Annotated in this window: 15 protein-coding genes; 13 read left to right on the forward strand and 2 right to left on the reverse strand. The window is 43.5% G+C overall.

Annotated elements, in window-relative coordinates; translation table 11 throughout:
* The first annotated feature begins 30 nt into the window (after positions 1–30).
* The 9 genes from DN599_RS02295 (at position 31) to DN599_RS02335 (ending at position 10,133) form a co-directional block, all read left to right on the forward strand.
* Positions 31–579, forward strand: a complete 549-nt coding sequence (locus tag DN599_RS02295; protein ID WP_110456036.1) for a cupin domain-containing protein — start codon at positions 31–33, stop codon at positions 577–579.
* A 386-nt stretch (positions 580–965) separates the two neighbouring features.
* Positions 966–1,727, forward strand: a complete 762-nt coding sequence (locus tag DN599_RS02300; RefSeq protein ID WP_110456037.1) for a gamma-glutamyl-gamma-aminobutyrate hydrolase family protein — start codon at positions 966–968, stop codon at positions 1,725–1,727.
* A 5-nt stretch (positions 1,728–1,732) separates the two neighbouring features.
* Positions 1,733–3,082: a glutamine synthetase family protein gene (locus DN599_RS02305; RefSeq protein WP_110456038.1), complete on the forward strand. Its 1,350-nt coding sequence runs from the start codon at positions 1,733–1,735 to the stop codon at positions 3,080–3,082.
* A gap of 291 nt (positions 3,083–3,373) precedes the next feature.
* Entirely contained in the window at positions 3,374–4,474 is a 1,101-nt protein-coding gene (locus DN599_RS02310) for a polyamine ABC transporter substrate-binding protein (protein ID WP_110456039.1), read from the forward strand.
* 180 nt (positions 4,475–4,654) lie between these two features.
* Entirely contained in the window at positions 4,655–5,755 is a 1,101-nt protein-coding gene (locus tag DN599_RS02315; RefSeq protein ID WP_110456040.1) for a polyamine ABC transporter substrate-binding protein, read from the forward strand.
* A 101-nt stretch (positions 5,756–5,856) separates the two neighbouring features.
* Positions 5,857–6,993 carry a polyamine ABC transporter ATP-binding protein gene (gene potA, locus DN599_RS02320; RefSeq protein WP_110456041.1) on the forward strand — a complete coding sequence of 379 codons (1,137 nt, stop codon included), beginning with the start codon at positions 5,857–5,859 and terminating at the stop codon, positions 6,991–6,993.
* Positions 6,990–7,916, forward strand: coding sequence for an ABC transporter permease subunit (locus tag DN599_RS02325; RefSeq protein WP_110456760.1), 927 nt, complete (start codon positions 6,990–6,992; stop codon positions 7,914–7,916). Before potA ends, DN599_RS02325 begins: the two co-directional genes overlap by 4 nt.
* The gene (locus DN599_RS02330) at positions 7,913–8,740 is read left to right on the forward strand and encodes an ABC transporter permease subunit (protein WP_110456042.1); all 828 of its coding nucleotides are present in this window, start codon (positions 7,913–7,915) and stop codon (positions 8,738–8,740) included. Before DN599_RS02325 ends, DN599_RS02330 begins: the two co-directional genes overlap by 4 nt.
* Positions 8,741–8,846: 106 nt before the next feature.
* Positions 8,847–10,133, forward strand: coding sequence for an NAD(P)/FAD-dependent oxidoreductase (locus DN599_RS02335; RefSeq protein ID WP_110456043.1), 1,287 nt, complete (start codon positions 8,847–8,849; stop codon positions 10,131–10,133).
* Between the two features lie 93 nt (positions 10,134–10,226).
* On the opposite strand, the gene DN599_RS02340 is transcribed toward DN599_RS02335, so the two are convergent.
* Complete coding sequence (locus DN599_RS02340) at positions 10,227–11,165, reverse strand: SPFH domain-containing protein (protein ID WP_110456044.1); 939 nt, start codon at positions 11,163–11,165, stop codon at positions 10,227–10,229.
* 255 nt (positions 11,166–11,420) lie between these two features.
* On the reverse strand, positions 11,421–13,916 hold the full coding sequence (locus DN599_RS02345) for a two-component system response regulator (protein WP_110456045.1): 2,496 nt from the start codon (positions 13,914–13,916) through the stop codon (positions 11,421–11,423).
* A gap of 273 nt (positions 13,917–14,189) precedes the next feature.
* On the opposite strand from DN599_RS02345, the gene DN599_RS02350 reads away from it, so the two are divergent.
* From DN599_RS02350 to DN599_RS02375, 4 genes are all read left to right on the forward strand, one after another.
* Entirely contained in the window at positions 14,190–17,708 is a 3,519-nt protein-coding gene (locus DN599_RS02350; protein WP_110456046.1) for an ATP-binding protein, read from the forward strand.
* Positions 17,709–18,592: 884 nt separating this feature from the next.
* Positions 18,593–19,894: a tyrosine-type recombinase/integrase gene (locus tag DN599_RS02365; protein ID WP_110456761.1), complete on the forward strand. Its 1,302-nt coding sequence runs from the start codon at positions 18,593–18,595 to the stop codon at positions 19,892–19,894.
* Between the two features lie 3 nt (positions 19,895–19,897).
* Positions 19,898–20,800, forward strand: a complete 903-nt coding sequence (locus DN599_RS02370) for a hypothetical protein (RefSeq protein ID WP_110456047.1) — start codon at positions 19,898–19,900, stop codon at positions 20,798–20,800.
* A 20-nt stretch (positions 20,801–20,820) separates the two neighbouring features.
* Positions 20,821–21,525, forward strand: coding sequence for a hypothetical protein (locus tag DN599_RS02375; protein ID WP_162599136.1), 705 nt, complete (start codon positions 20,821–20,823; stop codon positions 21,523–21,525).
* The last annotated feature ends 176 nt before the right edge of the window (positions 21,526–21,701 follow it).

Consider the following 21,701-nt stretch of genomic DNA (forward strand, 5'->3'; position numbering starts at 1 on the left):
GCCGCCAATCGGCTGGATAGGAGATGTTTTTTGGATATAGGTGCAAATCTCAAAGCTGTTCGGAAAATGAAGGGGTTATCCCAACGAGAGTTGGCCAAACGCGCAGGCGTAACCAATAGCACTATCTCTATGATAGAAAAGAACAGTGTGAGTCCTTCGGTCAGTTCATTAAAGAAAGTATTATCTGGGCTGCCTATGTCATTGGTGGACTTTTTTTCTATCGAAACAAGCCAGCCGAGTGAACAAAAGGTGGTTTATCGCGCAGGCGAACTGTTGGACATTGGTGATGGTAACCTCGATTACAAATTGATTGGTCGGGATTATCCTAACCGCGCCATGTCAGTGATGAATGAAGTATACCCCCCTGGCGCCGATACCGGTGAAGAGATGCTGCAACACGAAGGTGAAGAGGCTGCTATGGTGATTGAGGGGCAAATTGAGGTCACCGTTGGCGATGAAGTGTTTGTTCTCTGCGCTGGTGATAGTTACTACTTTAACAGTGAATTACCCCATAGATTTCGCAATCCATTTGATGTGTCATGTCGTATCGTGAGCGCAACTACCCCCGCAAATTTTTAGGCCAATATACCCTATGAGCGTTACTTTATATTGTCAGTAACGCCATTTTCCTTTTTGTATCAGCCCATTTTTCGCTTTATGTGTAAATAATTTTGCCCACTTACTATGAGGGTGGGGGCGGCATTATAGAATGGTAAACGATGCCTGATACTATGGTTTGCTTCGAACCATTAGCCGCTGCAGCTGCGTTAAACAATCTGTTTAGCGATCGTTTTGTTGTTTTGATTCGGTTTTAATAGTTTTGTTGCTCGAGTGTTTGTTTTTTGTATGCAACACCTGTTGCCTCGTGTTATTTTTCAGTGTAGTGTGTGAAAAAATGAACATAAAGTTAGTCTTTGCTCATTATTAACAACTATAAGAAAAATAACTACATCAACAGGTGATCTATGTCTGAGGAAGGACTTGCTGTTATTGGCGTGACAGCTTGTAATCAACAACTAGGCCTACATCCGTTTAATATTGTAGGCGACAAATATCTACTAAGTATTGCCGACGCAACCAGTGCTTGGCCACTGGTTATCCCATCTTTAGGTCACTGCCCCGCGGCGGCGATCCTGCCTCGTCTAGATGGCATTCTTTTTACCGGGTCCCCCTCAAATATTGAGCCTCATCATTACGAGGGGGCACCAAGTGCCCCTGATACATTACATGATCCTAAACGCGATGCGACCACATTGCCTTTGTTAAAGGCGGCGATAGCAGCTGGAGTGCCCGTGCTGGCTATCTGCCGAGGATTTCAAGAAATGAATGTGGTTTATGGTGGCTCATTGCATCAAGAATTATATCAAGTGGGTGGTTATATTGAACACCGCGAAGATAAAACCGCATCAGTAGAGGTTCAGTATGGGATATCGCATCCGATCCAGATTGAACCCGGAGGACTGCTCCACGAGGCATGGGGCCGCAATTTAGCAGAGGTTAACTCTGTACATACTCAAGGTGTCGACCGCTTGGGCATTGGATTGCGGCCAGAAGCTTACGCTCCCGATGGATTAGTCGAGGCGTTTTCCGTCAAAGATGCGAAAAATTTTGCGCTAGGTGTGCAGTTTCATCCGGAATGGAAGGTATTAGACAATCCTTTTTATCGCGCAATTTTTACCGCCTTTAATAAAGCCTGCCAACAAAGAGCAGCGCAACGAACGAGATAATAAAAATGAAAAAGTTAATCAGCTATTTAAAAGAAAATAAAATTACAGAAGTTGAATGTGTTATCAGTGATATGACGGGGATTGCCCGTGGCAAGATAGCCCCAGTAGCCAAGTTTATTGACGAAAAAGGCATGCGTCTGCCTGAGAGCGTATTATTGCAAACGGTGACGGGTGACTATGTCGACGATGAAATTTACGACTCTTTACTCGACAAAGCCGATATTGATTTTGTTTGTGTCCCCGATGATAAAGCCATCTTTATGTTGCCTTGGTGTGTAGAGGCCACCGCGCAAGTGATCCACGATACCTATGACAAAATGGGCAACCCGATAGAATTGTCACCGCGTAACCTGCTTAAAAAAGTATTAAAGCTTTATGAAGATAAAGGCTGGAAACCCGTTGTCGCGCCGGAGATGGAATTTTATCTTACCAAGCCCAACGAAGATCCTGATATCCCATTGAGCCCACCTATTGGTCGAAGTGGACGCCGTGAGTCTGGTCGTCAGTCGTTTTCAATCGATGCCGCTAATGAATACGATCCACTGTTTGAAGATATGTATGACTGGTGTGAAGCGCAAGGCTTAGATATCGATACCCTGATCCATGAAGAGGGCACAGCCCAAATGGAGATTAACTTCAGTCACGGTGATGCGTTATCACTGGCAGATCAAGTGTTTGTGTTTAAGCGTACGTTACGTGAAGCTGCACTGAAGCATAACGTGTGTGCCACCTTTATGGCGAAGCCGGTTACCGATGAACCAGGCAGTGCGATGCATATTCATCAAAGTGTGGTCGATGTTAAGACAGGTAAAAACATTTTTACCAACGAAGATGGCACCAAGAGCGCTAAATTTTTAAGTTATATCGGTGGCTTACAAAAATATATTCCAGAGCTGTTACCTTTGATGGCGCCCAATGTGAACTCGTTTAGACGCTTCCTGCCGGGGACATCGGCCCCCGTTAATTTGGAGTGGGGTGATGAAAACCGCACCTGTGGTCTACGTATTCCTGAGTCATCGCCACAAAACCGTCGTATCGAAAACCGCATAGCCGGCGCCGATGCTAACAGCTATTTGGCCATCGCAGCGACACTACTGTGTGGTTTTATGGGTATGGTTGAAGATGTGAAACCATCGACGCCAGTGCAAGGGCGCGCTAACGAGAATCGACTCGGTAATAGTTTGCCGTTAACACTGGAAGAGGCCTTAGCAGTAATGTCTGAAAGCCTAGCGGTGCGTGAATATTTAGGTGAGGCATTCACCAATGGCTATATTGCGGTCAAGCAAGCGGATTTGGAAAACTACCGCCGCGTGATCAGCTCTTGGGAGCGTGAGTTCCTGTTACTTACAGTATAACTAATAGTGTCATGGGCGCCTCCCGTTGTCCATAAGCAAACCCAGACGCAACTCTAACCTATGGCGCTTTTAACGCAAAAATAATCGCGCCGTAGCGCCTTAATCTAGGAGAGGATACAAAGAGGGCTGAAACAGTTCGATGCGGATGTAAGCTGTAGCATTGTAGATAATAACCACGCCAAGGTTGCCATTGTGCGGCCTTGGTCCATAACGATAAAGGTTACAAGCAAATTGGCTATCACTATGACAAACAGTCTTACCCGTGAAAGCGGCGTAGCAAGGGAGAAAACGATGACATTATTGAAGCGGGTAACCGCATCTTGTTTGATCGCATTATCGGCATTGGCCAGCGGTGCGGTCTACAGTGAAGAAGTGTTGAAAGTGTATAATTGGAACGATTATATCGCCAAAGATACCTTGGATAACTTCTACAAAGAAACGGGTGTCCGGGTGATTTATGATGTGTTCGATAGCAACGAAATGGTCGAAGCCAAGTTGTTATCGGGCCATTCAGGCTACGATATTGTGGTGCCATCGAATGACTTTCTCGCCAAACAGATTAAGGTCGGTGCCTTTGCCCCACTGGATAAAAGTAAGCTAACCAATTTAGGTAATCTTAACGCCGATTTGATGACACAGCTTGAAAAAGCCGATCCACAGAACCGTTATTCGGTGCCGTACCTCTGGGGAACCACAGGCATTGGTTATAATGTCGATAAAGTCAAAGCGGTATTAGGCGACGATGCGCCGGTGGATTCCTTAGCACTCATTTTCGATCCTCAATATGCGCAAAAGATTGCTAGCTGTGGCTTGTCTATGATGGATTCTGCCGACGAAATGATGTCGCAAGCTTTATCTTACTTGGGGCGCGATCCTAACAGTACCGATCCTGATGATTATCAGGCTGCCGGTGAAGCCATTGAGCGGGTGCGTCCTTACGTTACCTATTTTCATTCATCGCGCTATATCACCGATTTAGCCAATGGCGATACCTGTGTGGCATTTGGTTTTTCTGGCGATGTATTTCAAGCTGCGGCGCGCGCCGAAGAGGCAGGCAATGGTCAAGAGGTTGAATATGCCATAGCCAAAGAGGGCGCCTATTTGTGGTTTGATATGTTGGCGATCCCTGCCGATGCAGAGAACAAGCATAATGCGCATCTGTTTATCAACTATCTGCTGCGTCCAGATGTGATAGCTGAGATCTCTAATTATGTGGCTTACGCTAATCCAAATGATCCGGCGCAAGCCTTGGTCGATGAGGCGATCCGTAATAATCCGGGGATCTATCCTAGCGACGCGGTGCTGAAAAACTTGTATATACGTGAGGTTCGCCCTCTGCGTGTTCAGCGGGCTATGACGAGAGCCTGGACGAAAGCTAAATCTGGTCTCTAATTCATCTAGTAGGTTGATAAATATATTAATTTATTAGATTTTGTAAAGTGTGAAGCAATCTACCGATGCGTTTAACTGGCTGTAGCATTGGATAATTATAACAACGAAAGCCGTCATTCTCGGCCATGCAACGGCAGTAAGTCTTGATGACATTACTGGCAAGCTAAATAAGGAGATAGCATGAATCTTTTAAAGAAAATGTCTACGGTAGCCGTCGTCACGGCTGGTGTGTTTGCCTGTTCGATGGCTAATGCAGAAGAAGTAGTACATGTGTATAACTGGTCTGATTATATCGCCGAAGATACTCTGGCTAATTTTGAAAAAGAGACGGGTATTAGAGTGGTATACGATGTCTTTGACAGTAATGAGGTGGTTGAAGCTAAACTGCTATCGGGTCGTTCAGGCTATGATTTAGTCGTGCCATCGAATAACTTTCTTGCTAAACAAATTAATGCGGGTGCGTTTCAAAAGCTCGATAAAAGCCAGCTGAGTAACTATAACAACCTCAAGCCTGAATTGATGAAGCAACTTGAAGCGGCCGATCCGCGTAATGAGTATTCGGTTCCCTATTTATGGGGCACCACAGGCATTGGTTATAATGTTGCGAAGGTGAAGGAAGTCCTAGGGGAAGACGCACCCGTTGACTCACTCGAGCTGCTATTTAATCCAAAGTATGCTGAAAAAGTGTCTAAATGTGGTATGTCTTTCCTCGACTCTGCCGATGAGATGCTGCCGATGGCGCTTGTGTACCTTGGTCTAGATCCTAACAGTACCAATAGCGATGATTATGTCAAAGCGGGTGAAGTATTGTCGAAAGTACGTCCTTACGTGACCTATTTCCATTCATCACGTTACATTACCGATTTAGCTAATGGCGATATCTGTGTTGCCTTTGGTTATTCTGGCGATGTGTTTCAAGCTGCAGCGCGTGCCGAGGAAGCTGAAAATGGCCAAGAGATTGGTTATGCCATTCCTAAAGAAGGGGCAAACTTGTGGTTTGATATGCTAGCTATCCCGGCAGACGCCAAGAATGCCAAAAATGCGCATACCTTTATTAACTACCTGCTACGCCCTGAGGTTATCGCGCCTATCACGAACTACGTAGCTTACGCTAATCCTAATGTGCCAGCGCAAGAGTTTGTCGACGAAGATATTTTAAACGATCCGGCTATCTACCCAACGCCTGAAGTACTTGAGCGTTTATATGTTGCCGATGTGCGTCCAATGAAAGCACAGCGCGCTATGACTCGCGTGTGGACTAAGGTCAAATCGGGCATGTGATCCACTCAATAAGGGCGAGCCAATAGGTTTGCCCTTTTTATTCACTTTTCATTTTTAGTGTTGCAGTAAGTGCCAGTAAGGCACTGTCGTGGAGAAGTACTATGACCAACAATTCGGGCGTCACCAATAAACCGACAACAAAGACGCAAGGAGAAGTATTGCTGAAGATCGATAGGGTCAGCAAATTATTTGACGACGTTCGCGCAGTGGACGATGTGTCATTGAGTATTAATCGAGGAGAGATTTTTGCCCTATTAGGGGGATCTGGTTCAGGCAAGTCAACATTGCTGCGCATATTAGCCGGTTTTGAAAAACCCTCTGAAGGCCGTATTTATCTTGACGGTGAAGATATTACCGATATGCCGCCCTACGAGCGTCCTATCAATATGATGTTTCAATCTTATGCGTTATTTCCGCATATGACGGTGGCGCAAAATATCGCCTTTGGTTTAAAGCAAGACAAAATGTCTAAAGCCGAAATTGATACTCGTGTGCAAGAGATGTTGAAACTGGTGCATATGGAAGCTTACGCTAAACGTAAGCCTAACCAACTTTCTGGTGGTCAGCGTCAGCGTGTCGCACTCGCTCGCTCGCTTGCTAAGCGGCCTAAATTGCTGCTGCTCGATGAGCCCATGGGCGCACTGGATAAAAAGCTACGTACCCAGATGCAGCTCGAGGTGGTCGATATTCTTGAGGCGGTCGGTGTGACCTGTGTGATGGTAACCCATGATCAAGAAGAAGCCATGACCATGGCAGAGCGTATCTCCATTATGAGCGATGGCTGGATAGTGCAGACGGGCTCACCAATCGATATCTATGAAAGTCCTGCTAACCGTATGGTGGCTGAGTTCATTGGCTCGGTTAACTTATTTGAAGGCGATATTGTCGAAGATGAGGTTGACCATGTAATTATCCAATCCCCCAATATAGACCAGCCATTCTACGTAGGTTACGGGGTATCGACTAGCGTAGACACCACGCAAGTATGGTTAGCGATTAGACCGGAAAAAACGCAGATCAGCCGAGAGCAACCCCATGGACAATATAATTGGTGTGCAGGTGTCGTGGAAGATATCGCTTACCTTGGTGGCATTTCGGTTTACTACATTCGCTTAAGCAGTGGCCAACTGGTTCAGTCGGTGATGACCAACAGCGATCGCCGCTCTGATTCCCCCACCTGGGAGGAGAAGGTGTTTATCGGATGGGAGGCCACCAGTGGAGTGGTATTAAGATCATGAGTGGGGTCGCGATAAAGCGAAAAAAATCGCTAAGAGAACGATTTTTTAAAGGGCAACATTTGACCATAGGCGTGCCTTACCTGTGGTTATTGATGTTCTTTGCCTTGCCATTTGCGATTGTATTGAAGATCAGTCTATCGTCGCCAGCGATCGCGATCCCGCCTTACGATGCACTGTTTCAATATGCCGATGAGTCGCTACAGATCTTACTTAATCTGGGCAATTACATCTTGGTGTTTGAAGACTCCCTGTATGTGAATGCCTATTTAGGGTCATTGAAAATGGCCTGTATCACTACGATTGGGTGTCTGCTGGTGGGGTATCCGATGGCATATGCCATTGCCAGAGCGCCGAAGCAACATCAAACCGTGTTGATTTTACTGGTGATGTTGCCCTCATGGACCTCATTCTTGATCCGCGTTTATGCCTGGATGGGCATATTAAGTAATAACGGTGTGATCAATAATGTGTTGATGTGGTTGGGGGTTATTTCAGACCCAATTCAAATGCTTAACACCAACTTTGCGGTTTATATCGGTATTATTTACACCTATCTGCCGTTTATGATTTTACCTCTGTATGCCAACTTATCTCAGCTAGATGGCAGTTTACTCGAAGCGGCGGCCGATTTAGGGTCGCGCAGCTTAAATACCTTCTGGAAGATCACTTTGCCTCTATCTAAGGGCGGGGTGATTGCAGGCTCCATGTTGGTCTTTATCCCTGTGGTGGGCGAGTTTGTTATTCCTGAGCTATTGGGAGGCCCAGATTCTCTGATGATAGGTAAGGTGTTATGGCAGGAGTTCTTTAATAACCGTGATTGGCCTGTAGCCTCATCGCTTGCGATTGTGATGCTGGCGCTATTGATCATTCCTATCACGTTGTTTCACCGTTATCAGTCAAGAAGCATGGAGAAAAAGATATGAGTAACAGACTAAAAAAACTCAGCTTTTCTACCGTTATGCTGTGGGCTGGGATGATATTTCTCTACGCGCCTATGTTTATCTTGGTGTTCTACTCATTTAACGAGTCGAAATTGGTGACGGTATGGGGCGGCTTTTCGGCTAAGTGGTATGGCGAGTTGTTTCGCGATGAGCAAATTTTAGATGCGGTTGCCACCAGTTTAAAAGTGGCTTTCTTCGCCTCAACTATGGCGGTGATCTTGGGCACCATGGCCGCGTTTGTGATGACACGCTTTGCTCGCTCATGGGGCAGGTTAACCTTGTCGAACATGATCACGGCGCCTCTGGTTATGCCTGAAGTGATCACGGGGTTGTCATTATTGTTGTTGTTTGTCCATATGGCAGATCTGTTTGGTTGGCCTGCTGAGCGCGGTATGTTGACGGTATGGATTGCCCACTCTACCTTCTGCGCCGCTTATGTTGCTGTGGTGGTGTCGTCGCGCTTACGTGAGTTAGATATGTCGATAGAGGAGGCGGCGCAAGATTTAGGCGCGACTCCGCTCAAGACCTTTTTCTATATCACGGTGCCGATGATTTCACCTGCCTTAATCGCCGGTTGGTTGTTGTCATTTAGCTTATCGCTCGATGATCTCGTGATCGCCAGCTTTGCCTCTGGTCCAGGTGCGACCACGCTGCCTATGGTAGTGTTCTCGTCGGTAAGGATGGGGGTCTCACCTAAAATCAATGCGCTAGCAACCTTGATCATTTTACTGGTGTCACTGATAGCCTTTATCTCATGGTATATGGCGCGCCGCGCCGATAAGCGCAGCCGGATGGCCAGCGAATAACACTGATAGCATCGCAAAATAATGGCAAGCTACAGCAGTAAGGCTGCTGTAGCTTGTTAATACAACAGCATAATTATTATAACGATAACAATTCAGGGTGGTTGATATGAACTGTACACCTCATGCAAATTCCTATTATGCCGCGTCTGCAAATAACAAGCAGTTACGCGAAAAACTGGCCGATAATATTGAGACTGATGTCTGTATTATTGGCGCAGGTTATACCGGTTTATCTTCGGCGATTCATCTATTAGAAGCAGGTTTTAAAGTCACTGTGTTAGAGGCCGCCCGTGTGGGTTTTGGTGCTTCTGGCCGTAATGGTGGTCAAATCGTCAATAGTTTTAGCCGTGATATCGATATGATTGAAAAAACGGTTGGTGTGGACAAGGCTAAATTATTTGGTGAGATGGCGTTCGAGGGTGGACGCATTATTAAAAATTTGGTCGCGAAATATAATATTCAATGTGATTTAAAAGACGGTGGGGTGTTTGCTGCGCTCAATAAAAAGCAGATGAGGCATTTAGAATCACAAAAAGCCTTATGGGAGCGCCATGGTCACCTTGGGCACCTTGAATTACTCGATGAATCGGGAATCCGTGGGGTTGTCGATTCTGAGCGATACATCGGCGGCCTGCTCGACAAGAGTGGTGGCCACATTCATCCGCTTAACTTAGCGTTAGGCGAAGCCGATGCGGTGGAGTCCCTTGGTGGGCAAATTTTTGAAGATTCGGCTGTCATTAAAGTCGATGAAGGGGATAGCCCTGTTGTGCGCACTAAGGATGGCTCGGTTAAATGTAAGTTTGTGATTGTGGCGGGTAATGCTTACCTCAATGGTTTAATACCAGAGCTACAAGCTAAATCTATGCCTTGTGGCACTCAGGTTATCACCACTGAACCCTTAGGGGCTGAGTTGGCGCAGTCGTTATTACCGCAAGATTACTGCGTCGAAGATTGTAATTATCTGCTCGATTACTTTCGCTTATCGGGGGATAAACGTCTTATTTACGGCGGTGGCGTGGTGTATGGCGCGCGGGATCCCGCCGATATTGAAGCAATTATTCGCCCCAAGATGCTCGAGACCTTTCCCCAGCTTAAAGACGTTAAGATAGAATTTGCCTGGACGGGGAATTTTCTTTTGACTCTGTCTCGTCTGCCACAAGTGGGGCGCATCGGCAGTAATATTTATTATTCGCAAGGCTGTAGCGGCCATGGTGTGACTTACACTCATTTGGCTGGGCAAATTTTGGCTGAGACAATTAATGGGCAAGCTAAACGTTTTGATGCCTTTGCCAGCTTACCCCATTATCCGTTCCCTGGTGGGCATCTGTTGCAGGTGCCATTTTCAGCGCTCGGCGCTTGGTATTACACCATGCGTGATAAGCTTGGCATATAAATTAGTGTGGGAGCGGTAATCGATGAAATAAGCGTGTAGCCCCTATAAAAAAGCCCGAGAATCTCGGGCTTTTTAGTGTATGAAAGTGGGCGGTTATCGCTTGTTATTCATGTTCCATAACACGCTTTGATCGCTGCCCATTATCGTGGTGGGCATTTGACCATTCCATTGCTGGGCACGCACATAATCAACCAAGGTTTGTGACTCACGTAGCGCGGCTGCTTTCTTCTGAATCGCTTCAGCTTCCGCTAGACCTTTTAAGCGAATGGCTTCCGCTTCTGCTATGGCTTCAGTTTTAATGGCGTAGGCTTTACCGTCTGCAGTGGCTTTAGCCGCATCACGCATTGCGTTGGCGGTATTAACTTCACGCTGCGCTTCTAGGTTTTGTCGCTCTAAACGATGCATCTCTGCGGCGGCCAAGTTTTTTTCGGTTTGTTTAGTTTCGATTGATTGTATGTACTTTTGTGGTAGCCCAAGGTTTTCTAACTGGGCAGAGTCTAACTTGACCGGATACTGCTTCATCTCTTCAATTAACACATCTTCTATCTGGGCAATCACCCGACCACGGTTTTGGATGATCTCTTCGGCTTTATAGCGTGCTAAGGCATCTTTTGTTGCCGAGCGTAACTTAGGATCAAGAATACGTGACTCAAATTGACTCAGGCCGCCATAGCTTTTAAATAGTTCGAAAGCTTGATCGCGGTTAATGGTCCAGTTAATGGAGACTTCCGCGGTAACTGGCATCTGTTCATGAGTTGAGGCGTTGAGTTTTTCGACGTTTTTACGGGTACGAATTTCCAGAACCTCAACCTTATCGACAAAAGGGATTTTAATATGTAATCCTGGGTTAACCTGTTCGGTCGCTTCGCCAAAGCGTTTGATGATACCCACATGACCTTCATCCACGGTATACATGGTTTGTGCCACAAACATGATGATGACCACTATGGCGATAATGAAACTTATAGCGCCTCGTCCTTTGGTTTTTATGTTGGTAAAGTCAGCTATATCAATGGTTTTATTTGTGGTCATTATCTCTCCTTGTGACGCTGTATATTAAGCAAGCTCATACTTGAGGCTTATTGATTAGAGTCAGATTATTGTGACCTGACTTTAGGAGACAAAATAATACGTTAATATTTATGCTCGTCAAGTTGAGTAAATGTTGCTATTTTTTTGGCGGAATCTAACTCTAACCATAGAGGGCTAGAGTCTATTTTAATATTGCTATGCTGAGCCATTATTCAAAGTCAATCTCTGCTGATTAACAATATAGCGATGTCATTATCAATGGCCTGTGTTGTCTATTTCTTGTTTGTTGCCTGTGACGGCTTGTTGTCTTAACAGTTGTTCAAACTCATCTAACGGCAAGGGTTTACTAAACAAGTAGCCTTGGCCAAGTTCACACTGTAATGACTTTAATTTTTCCAGTTGATCATCATCCTCTATTCCTTCTGCCACAAGCTTAAGCTTGAGCGATTTAGCTAGATGAATGACGGCGCGCACTATATCTAGGCTCTGTTCATCGCAAAGCATATCTTTGACAAAAGATTGATCAATTTTTAAGGTATTGACAGGAAAGAACTTTAAATAAGACAGGCTAGAATATCCAGTACCAAAATCATCAATGGCAATGGTGAGGCCGAGTGCTGAGAGTGTGTTAAGAATGGTCAACGCTTCATCGAAATCATGCATTAATGCACTCTCTGTCACTTCCAGTTCGAGTAGGTCGCTTCTCAGTTGACTCAACTCTAAAATATTGGCGACAGAAGCGCAAAGATGGGGGTTGGTAAATTGCTTGGCCGCAATATTAACGGCAATCTGTAATTCGTAGCCATCTTCATACCACTGTTTAGCGGCAATACAGCTTTTAGTCAGGATCTGCTCACCTAATTCATGGATAAGGCCGGTTTCTTCGGCTAGGGGAATAAAGTCTAGCGGTGAAATAACTTTCCCTGTGGGTGAGGTTAACCTTGCGAGGGCCTCGGCGCCCACAATCTTGAGCGTTTTTAAATCGACTTTCGCCTGATAGTAAACATTAATCGCATCGGTATCGATTGCAATGCGCAGCAAGGTGATCAGTTCATGACGCTTAAATAACTGACGCTCCAAGTCTTCTGAAAAATAGCAAAAACGGTTACGGCCTAAGTCTTTTGCTCTATACATAGCCGCATCGGCATGGGTGATTAGCTCTTCAGCTCTGATGGCATCTGTTGGGTAAAGACTGATACCAATACTCACTGAAAGAGGATACTCCTTGCCTTGGATCCTAAAAGGCGTATTTATACGAGTAACGATATCTTCGGCTATAGAATCCACCTGCCCAGTAGAATCTATTGCCGGAAGTAAGAGCACAAATTCATCACCACCAATGCGGGCTAAGGTGGTGTTAGGTGCGACCAGTAACTGTAAACGTTTGGCCACTTGCTTAATAATGAGATCGCCATATGAATGGCCTAATGAATCATTGAGGTATTTAAAATGGTCAATGTCAATTAACAATAGCGCCACCTGTTGTTGGTTAGCCTGAGCAACTGTACAAGCATGGGTAACGCGATCGTGTAGGAGAATACGATTTGGTAAGTCGGTTAACTGGTCATGGTTGGCTAAATGGCTCATCTTTATCGCCATTGCTACGGTTTCGCTAATATCATGAAAGACAATAATCGCACCAGTAATATTACCCTCATCATCTTTTATCGGAGCGGCTGAATCTTCGATTCGATATGTGGTCCCATCTTGACTATTGAGTTGGCAATTGAGAGCCATGGCGACAGTGCGCTGTTCTTTAAGGGCTATAGAAATAGGGTTTTGTCCTCGATACTGAGTGGTAGCGTCACAGATATCCATTACCTCATCAATATGCAGTCCGATAGCATCGCGCATAACCCAGCCAGTCAGTCGTTCGGCAATCGGATTCATAAAGGTAATTTTTGCTTCATTGTCAGTGGCAATCACGGCATCACCAATGGAATTAAGCATAATTTTAAGCCGAGAGTTTTCGATACCCAGCTGCTTTTTAGCTTGTCTTATTGAACTAATATCGGTCAATGTCAGCAGCATACCATTGAGTTGATCTTGCCCGCCTCTTTTGGTCATATTTGCTTGTATATACTGGATATCATTTTGGCTGTTCTCTAGAGCAACTTCAAAATCATCTTCGGTTTCTGCAGAGGCAATTCGGTGTACTATTTCTTGGTAGATGTTATCGGGCAATAGGGCTGAAGCATGTCGAGATATTGCTTTGTCTATGGGGAGATTAAACCACTTCCCATCATCATCGTTACAATATTGTAGATATAAGTCTGAGTTCCAATAGGTGACATGGACAGGTATTTGTTGGAGTAATGCTTGAACATCTTGCTTGGCTTCAATGAGCGCTTTCTCTTGCTGCTTGAGGAGTAAATGGTTTTTAACTCTGAGCCGGCATAATATCATGTCGATAGGTTTACTAATAAAATCGATACCGCCCGATTCGAGTGATTTATACTCAAAAGTACTTTCTTGGTGGGCGGTGATAAAGATGATTGAGATCTGGCATGTCTTGGGATTATTTTTCAGTCGACTACAGATTTCGAAGCCATCCATTTGGGGCATTTCTATATCGAGTAAAATAATTGAGGGCTGGTAAGCTTCAGCTTTGATTAAGGCATCGTTACCACCAGTGCTGCAAATAATATCAGCCAAGTCGTTAAGCGACTGTTCTAGCATGTGTAAGTTGAGTTGCTCATCATCAACAATCAATATTTTTTGACGATAATTAACTCCATTACCGAATAACATAGTAGAAGTCCTTTTCTAATTGAGACACCACTTATTAGTCTCTCCTACTATACTGGGTATCAGTAGGCCAGTGGTCGTTGTATATCTAATAGCTAGTGTGCCGCTACCTGCTAGTCAAATACAGTGATTTCAGTGATATTAGCTAATATTAGTAAATAAAACGAGAGTATGCTTCAGTAACTAGGCTGAAATTGATTGTTATCTACTAACTTAACTAATGGAGATCTAATAGCGTAATTTTTAAGGACGAGATTTTTAAAAGGAATTAACACTATGAAACACAACATTATTACGCTATCAAATCTATGGGCTAAGCTAAATACATCTTTGCTCATGCTCTGCTTGGTAGTGGTTTTTGTCGTGTCACTCGCCATTATTTTTACGTTTGAATTTCAACTTAAAAATCGAGTTATCGATGATTTACAGTTAACCCTAGGTGATATCAGTACTCGGGTGGATAAGCAGGTGCAAGATCACTTAAGTAAACATCTCAATGACCTACGTTTTTTACATGCTACCCCCCCCGTCGAAGGCTTGTCTCGTGCTGAAAGTCATCAAGGTGTTGATCCGCTGGATGGCACCACTTACAAGCAGTGGCGTGAGCGACTTGAAACCATTTTTATGGCATTTTTACGCAATAATATTGAATATGATCAGCTGAGGATCATTGGTACTGATGGCATAGAATTAGTGCGTGTCGATAAGCGTGATGGTGTCGTACAAGTGGTAAGTGATATCAATTTACAAAATAAACGTAATCGAGATTATTACCAAGCGAGTATGCAGCTGATTGACGGTGAGATCTATACTTCCCCAATTTCACTAAATAGAGAGTTTGATAAGATTGAATACCCTTATCGACCCATGCTGCGAATGGCTATACCGATTCATGATGATTTTGGTCAACGCTTTGGTTTTTTGGTTGCTAACGTAAATGCTAATCAATTATTACATTCGATAGAAGCAATGACCCCGCCGCCGAATCAACTTATTTTAATCGATTCAGGAGGGTATTTCTTACTTCATCCTGATAATGAAATGCGCTTTAGCCGTGACTTAGACCAGGACAAAACATGGGGTAATCGCTATGACGTTGGCGCTAATGTGGCGCGAAATTTTTCAATGGTTACCGATAAGCTTGATGCTAATGAAGTGTATTATGCATTGACTCGACCTATCATCATTTCTAATGACCCGCTAGATGGGCTGTTACAGTTGATATTGCTGACGCCTAAGACTCATGCCGACAAGATGAGTATGGGTAGACGCATAAGTGTTTATACTTACATGCTAGCGTTAGGGGCTTTGTTTGTCTTTGTGGTGGTAATGCTTAATCGCAGCGCTAAGAATAATCAGAATTTAGCTAAGGCGAGAGCGCAATCAGCGGCAATCATTAACGGCTCTAAAGATGCCATTATAGGGTTTTCCAACGAGGGTAAAATAACCAACTGGAATCGTGCGGCACAGTCACTATTTGGTTATGACTACCTTTATGTTATGGACCGTCAACTTGATGAGTTACCGCAACTTTCTGCTATCGAATTGCCTAAATTAGTCGCGCAATTAAATGATACTAACAAATTAATCTCACATGAGACTCAGTTACAAAAAGCAGATGATACTCAGGTGGAGTTGTCGATATCGGTATCGGTGATTTTAGGTGAGCATAATGAGATAAGCGGCGTAGCAATAGTGATTAAAGATATCACTATTGAAAAGCTGGCCGCACAAAAAATATTGCAAGCTAATGCTGAATTAGAAGAAAAAGTCGCGGTTCGCACTGCAGAGCTGGAGCAAGCGAGCCATGTGAAGAGCGGGTTTATTTCTAATATTAGCCATGAGATGCGTACGCCGTTAAACGGTATTGTGGGTACGTTAAACTTGGTCCGAAAAGAGCCCCTTTCTGATAAGCAGCGCCGCTATTTGGACATGGCCGAGGTCAGTGTCAATGCACTTTCTGTTTTAATCAATGATGTGCTTGATCTGTCTAAAATTGAAGCAGGAAAATTAGATCTCGACTTTAAATCATTCAACCCATTAAATCTGGTTGAAAGTATTTGCAGTAGTATGGCGGTTAAGGCCCAAGAAAAAGGCCTTGAATTTATTATTGATGTGGTCGATTTAAGGGTACAAAGTATCATTAGCGACCCTCATCGGGTATCACAAATCTTAACTAATTTAATTAATAATGCGGTCAAATTTACCGATAGTGGATTTATCAAGGTTACGTTAAAAACTGAACTGTTAGCTGATGAGACATTAACGCTGACGTGTGCGGTGACGGATACCGGTATGGGGGTTTCTGAAGAATATAAAGATAAGCTTTTTAATGCCTTTTCTCAAGAAACCACCAGCATCGCGGCCCAATACGGCGGTACTGGCTTAGGGTTATCAATCTGTCAGCAGCTGAGTGAATTATTAAATGGCAGTATGAGCTTCGAGTCCACTAAGGGGCTGGGGAGTACATTTTCTTTGACTATGTGTTTGGCTCGCCATGATTATAAGTTGATGGCTAACAAGACTAAGCTAGAGGGAGCCGCATGTGCGATTCTAGTGACTCATCCTGAACAACATCTGTGCATTGAACGCTCTCTTTTATGCCTTGATGGGCGAATTGTTTCAGCGCAGCCACTCGTTGAGTGGTTGTGTACTAGTCGTGCATCGTTACCAACAAACTTACCTAAGTTTATCGTGATTGAGCAACAGCATGAGTTACTATTCGAACTCGATGCTCGTTGGACAGCGTTGAGCGCTCAGTGCAATCACCTCCCCAAGATATTAGTATTTCAACAAAGTAGCGACATAGTGTCTGGTAGGTCACTGAATAATATTGAGGCTGCCTATTTAAATAATCCATTACTGATGTCTGAGCTACAGCAGAGAATGGTTGGCAGTAGCATCGATTTAACTAAATCAGCCTTAACTACACATGTGACATCGAGTTTACAGTTAATGTCGAGTGATATTAATTGTGTCAAAGATGCTCGAGTATTGATCGTTGATGACAATGATATCAATATTGAGGTGGCTATTGGCATATTGTCGAGTTTACCCATTCATTTCGTTCAAGCATCAAATGGGGATGAGGCCATACAGCGGCTGCTAGATTCTGGGGATCAACCTATCCATAGCATATTGATGGATTGCCAGATGCCAATACTCAATGGTTATGATTGCACTAAACGTATTCGTCAAGGCGAGGCTGGCGAGGCTTATATTAATGTTCCGATAGTCGCTATGACTGCCAGCGCTATGATGGGAGAGCGAGAGAAATGCATCGATGCGGGTATGAACGATTATGTGACTAAGCCGATTGCAGCAGAGCGTTTAATCGAGGCGGTATTAAGTGCTATTTTATCGTCATATCAAGCGACGGCCATCTCAGCGGGTGAGCATGAGTCCGTTGCTCTAGGGTGGGATAAGGCTATTGCAATAGCCCGTCTGATGGACAATAACGCTTTATTTTGTGATATCTGCACTATGTATTGTCAAACTACTCCTAAACAACTTGCTGATTTAGCGAGTGCGATTAAATGTAGTCAATTTGAGGTTGCCCGACAACTGAGCCATTCACTCAAAGGGTTATCCAGCAGTATTGGAGCGAGTGAATTGCAAATGCAGTTTCATAGCTTAGAGATGGCGGCACAGACACAAGATAGGAGTAAGATGGTACTGCAACTGGGGCAGATTGAACCTCGTTATCGGCAGCTGCTTATTGCTATACAAGATTATCTGGCTGCCAACGACATATCAAGCGAGGACGTTCTGTCTACTACCTCTGCGCGAGCTTAAACATTAGATTGTGGTGTGGAGCATAATTATCAACAGAAAAGGCAAGAGCGTAAATTTGCTTATATTTAGGCTAACTTGTTAAAAAGTTAGCCTAAATATAAGGTTTAACGCCCTTGTCTTCGCAGCCTGCCTTTTGCTTATCAATGATAAGGTCACCCTCTACTGTCATACCAATTGAGCCAACGATAAATGAGTGGTTCAACTGACTGACAACACGATTTGTTAGTCCCACTGCATATTTTCTTGTTTAATCGCTCTATCCATTGCCATTTTAACATTATGAATACTAAACGGAAAAACACAGGGCATTTATCTTCACCTATTACATGTTTGCCTTTGACAAGATTACCAGAGTTTAAATCGAAATTTTTGCTACTGCCGACGGCCATAATAGGCAACTCTGATTGTGTAATCAGAAGTGGTTAAAATGGCTAAAGGCGCTATTGATAGGCCCCTTTTTGCATCCAGCCATTTTCTGGGTAATGATTTTTTAGTGATGGATATAGTGAATTTGCTATTGATTTGGTGAGAGGCTTTAATACAAAAAATAATCTATATATTTGATATACAATCAGAGGTATTTTAATTTGGTCAAAGGCTTACAGCCTCTAGTTCTAGCAGATATGAAAAAGCCGCTTGAATTTCTTCAAGCGGCTTTTTCATAAATTGGTGGCCCCTCACAGACTTGAACTGTGGACCTGACGATTATGAGTCCTGATTTTAGCGAGTTTTAATGAGACAATAAAATAATCTAATGAGACAAAAAACACATTACAAACAGTGATTTGCATCTTAATGTGTTGTCTTGTAGTGTAACCTAATATCCCGTTGAGTTACGACACTACAGCACCCACTACAGCACCCAATTATGGGGGATGATGCAAATGGCAGGTTCAACCCTTACCGATCGTGAAATCAAAGGCGCTAAGCCCAAAGCAAACAAATACGAGCTAACCGACTCAACTCGAGAGCGCGGCGCTGGCCGTTTAGTGGTTCGGGTATCGACTACAGGCGCTAAAGAGTTTGCGTTTAAATATCTGTTTGAAGGCAAGCGGCAATACATTTCACTTGGACGCTATCCGTCCCTTTCACTGGTTGATGCAAGGGATCTTATCTTGCCGTTGGCGGGTATGGTGAAAAATGGCATCGACCCCAAGGCTGAAATTGAAAAAGAGCAGCGAGCCAAACAAGCACAAACCGAAGCAGAGGCTAAAAAGGGCAGTCTAGGCCAACTCTTTACAGGCTATACCGAAAAAATGGCCGCTGATGGTAAGCGAACCCATAAAATGGTGATGGCCTCACTCGAAAAAGAGGTTTACCCAAGCATTCCACCAGCGACCAAAGCTAAGGACGTTACGGTTAACGATATCAAGCTAGTGCTGGGCAAGATGATCCGCAGGGGCGCAGTGACTCAAAGCAATCGCGTTAGGTCATACATTATGGCGGCCTTTAACTATGGACTAAAGCACGACAACGATCCCGCCCATATTGGCAGTAATGTACTTTTTGGCCTGCAATTTAACCCAGTAGCCGCTATCCCTAAACAAACCGCCGCCGAAGTGGTGGGGGAGAACTATCTTACCTTTGATGAAACCCGCGCGTTATTGGCCGAACTTGAAACCAGAGAAGGCTTTAGGATGGGGTTTCACATTGCTAAATTAATTCAGCTTTGTTTATTCACTGGAGGGCAGCGGCCCTATGAGTTGGCCGCCAGTCGTTGGGATGCTATTAACTGGCAAGAGGGCACGTTAGAAATTATTGCCGATGTATCTAAGAATAAGCGGCCTCATCTTTTGCCGCTCACCGATACCGCGTTGCAAATATTGGAGCAGTTACACGCCGAACGTATCCCGCAAAACCCGTTTATCTTCCCGCACCGTTTCCGCCTTGATCAACATATCCGCCTTGACTCACTCACCCAAGGCATTTTGCGTTATCGAGAAGCGAAACCCGATGCCAAGGTATTTGTCGCGCGAGACTTGCGCCGTACCTGTAAAACCTTAATGGGGGCGCTGGGCATATCAAAAGATATACGCGATAGATTACAAAACCATGCGCTAAATGACGTATCAAGTAAGCATTACGACAGGTACAGCTATTTGCCCGAGAAGCGCCACGCCCTTGAAGCATGGGAAGCAAAGTTAAACGAAGTAGCACAAGAGAATGTAATTAGGCTGAGGGGATAAGCAATGGCTAATAAAGCTAGTCATGTAGATGCGGCTGAAATCGAATGTATTGCGCTGTTTAATAGTATTGCTGATTGCCAATTTCCAGCCCTTAATCGGCCCAGTTTTTATGCTTGGCGATCTGCAAGGATAAGTGATCCTAAACAAGCTGCACTATCAGATATTATTGATAGAGGTATTTTACCTGCAATAAAAGTCATGTTACGGGTTGATTCTGTACTTCTCCCTTCAGTTCTCCGTGATGCGCATCTTATAGCTCAATTGCTCATTGATAAACCTTATCTTATTGGTCTTGCAAGAGAAAACCGCGAACGCCGTAAGCTTAAACAACAGATTGAGGCTTTCTCTAAAGAACTAATCACCGAGAAAGTAGGCTATATTTTAAATGAAAAAGAATATGAACGTTATTTAGCATTATTTAGTTACACTAAAAATGATGATGACCAATTTCCTGTATGGGTAGCAGGAATGTTGATTGATATGCATAACTGGATTTTTAGTTGCTTTGTTGATGGGCATTCATTATCTAAATTAGATCAGGATTTTAATGGGGCTATTAGTAATGTTTATCTTCAACTTGGAGATCTACTCCTGTTTGAACAGCGAGAAGAGATATTTAGGAAAAAAAATCTTGAAGATTCAACTCAGGCTGGGCGCAATAGTAAACGTAAATCTAAAATGCCGACGTTGATAAAAGATTTAGAATCAATTTTGAATGAAGAAATAAAAATAGGATCTAAGTTTAAATTTGATGAGATTATTGGGAAGTTAAAGAGGATTTATCCAATAGATCATGATAATTACTATGAAATTTGTGAAGACTCTATTGAAAATATGGAAGGGTTTATGTTGATTAAGTCTTTAAAGTCAAGGGTTAGCGACATTAGAAATAGATTGATGAAATGAATTTTTACTGGAGAATTGTTATGTTAGCGAATGTGAGTCAATTAATCGCTTTAGTTATTTTTTCAATTTTTATAACTGGTTGTGAAAAAGAGTCAACTCTTGTTCCATTGACAGATACAGAGCTATTAGCTCTCAGCTTATTGCAAGTAGAACAAGATCAATTCATTTTCAGAAATGAAAATTACGATGCTGAATTATTAAGGTTGTCTAAATTAAATTTTAATTATGGTGAGAAATTTCTGGAGGTTTCACATAGGTTGGAAAAAATAAATAAATTTGATGATGGTAAGTTTAGGTTGTGTGATTTTTGGAGTATAAAAAACACAGGTTCAGAACTGGTTGAACAATATGAAGTTAATTATTTCTATTATGATGATAATGGGAGATTATTAGGCAAGTGGGATAGCTCTCTTATTTATGCTAATGACACGTTGAGTGATAGTGATGCAACAAATCTAATTTATGCATTGGCAGGTAAGCAGTATCCTCTAAAAGCTAATGAGATTCGTCGCTATGATAAAAATAAAAATTGTCATAAGGAGTCATTTGCGGGGTGGGATGTGAAAAATGTAACTATAAAAGTTACTAATTTAAAGCTAAGAGCTGCTGTTGATCAGATGGACCAATTAGCACACATGAAGTGGATGCTTGAAAGTGGTTACTTAGAACTTAATGCTAGAGCAAAAGAAAATAAACAATTGTTGGAGAAAACGACAACAAACTAGAGGCTGTTCATAATTCTGTTTCTAAGGTTAATTAACCTTTCGTAGCATTTACAAAGCTAAGAAAAGCGGTCAGGAGATTTTTACATCTGACAGTAATCTGTTAATTTTTAAGTAGCAAAATACTCACCCCCCCTTATCTGTAAAACCATACCTGACAATTGTCATATCTATACAAC

The organism is Shewanella algidipiscicola (assembly GCF_900380485.1).
GTDB lineage: Bacteria > Pseudomonadota > Gammaproteobacteria > Enterobacterales > Shewanellaceae > Shewanella > Shewanella algidipiscicola.

Bases quoted from the DNA above. Each gene is read 5' to 3' on its own strand.
- DN599_RS02300 (WP_110456037.1), top strand. From the start codon at position 966: ATGTCTGAGGAAGGACTTGCTGTTATTGGCGTGACAGCTTGTAATCAA.
- DN599_RS02365 (WP_110456761.1), top strand. From the start codon at position 18,593: ATGGCAGGTTCAACCCTTACCGATCGTGAAATCAAAGGCGCTAAGCCC.
- DN599_RS02335 (WP_110456043.1), top strand. From the start codon at position 8,847: ATGAACTGTACACCTCATGCAAATTCCTATTATGCCGCGTCTGCAAAT.
- DN599_RS02370 (WP_110456047.1), top strand. From the start codon at position 19,898: ATGGCTAATAAAGCTAGTCATGTAGATGCGGCTGAAATCGAATGTATT.
- DN599_RS02340 (WP_110456044.1), bottom strand. From the start codon at position 11,165: ATGACCACAAATAAAACCATTGATATAGCTGACTTTACCAACATAAAA.
- DN599_RS02315 (WP_110456040.1), top strand. From the start codon at position 4,655: ATGAATCTTTTAAAGAAAATGTCTACGGTAGCCGTCGTCACGGCTGGT.
- DN599_RS02330 (WP_110456042.1), top strand. From the start codon at position 7,913: ATGAGTAACAGACTAAAAAAACTCAGCTTTTCTACCGTTATGCTGTGG.
- potA (WP_110456041.1), top strand. From the start codon at position 5,857: ATGACCAACAATTCGGGCGTCACCAATAAACCGACAACAAAGACGCAA.
- DN599_RS02310 (WP_110456039.1), top strand. From the start codon at position 3,374: ATGACATTATTGAAGCGGGTAACCGCATCTTGTTTGATCGCATTATCG.
- DN599_RS02305 (WP_110456038.1), top strand. From the start codon at position 1,733: ATGAAAAAGTTAATCAGCTATTTAAAAGAAAATAAAATTACAGAAGTT.
- DN599_RS02345 (WP_110456045.1), bottom strand. From the start codon at position 13,916: ATGTTATTCGGTAATGGAGTTAATTATCGTCAAAAAATATTGATTGTT.
- DN599_RS02375 (WP_162599136.1), top strand. From the start codon at position 20,821: ATGTTAGCGAATGTGAGTCAATTAATCGCTTTAGTTATTTTTTCAATT.
- DN599_RS02350 (WP_110456046.1), top strand. From the start codon at position 14,190: ATGAAACACAACATTATTACGCTATCAAATCTATGGGCTAAGCTAAAT.
- DN599_RS02325 (WP_110456760.1), top strand. From the start codon at position 6,990: ATGAGTGGGGTCGCGATAAAGCGAAAAAAATCGCTAAGAGAACGATTT.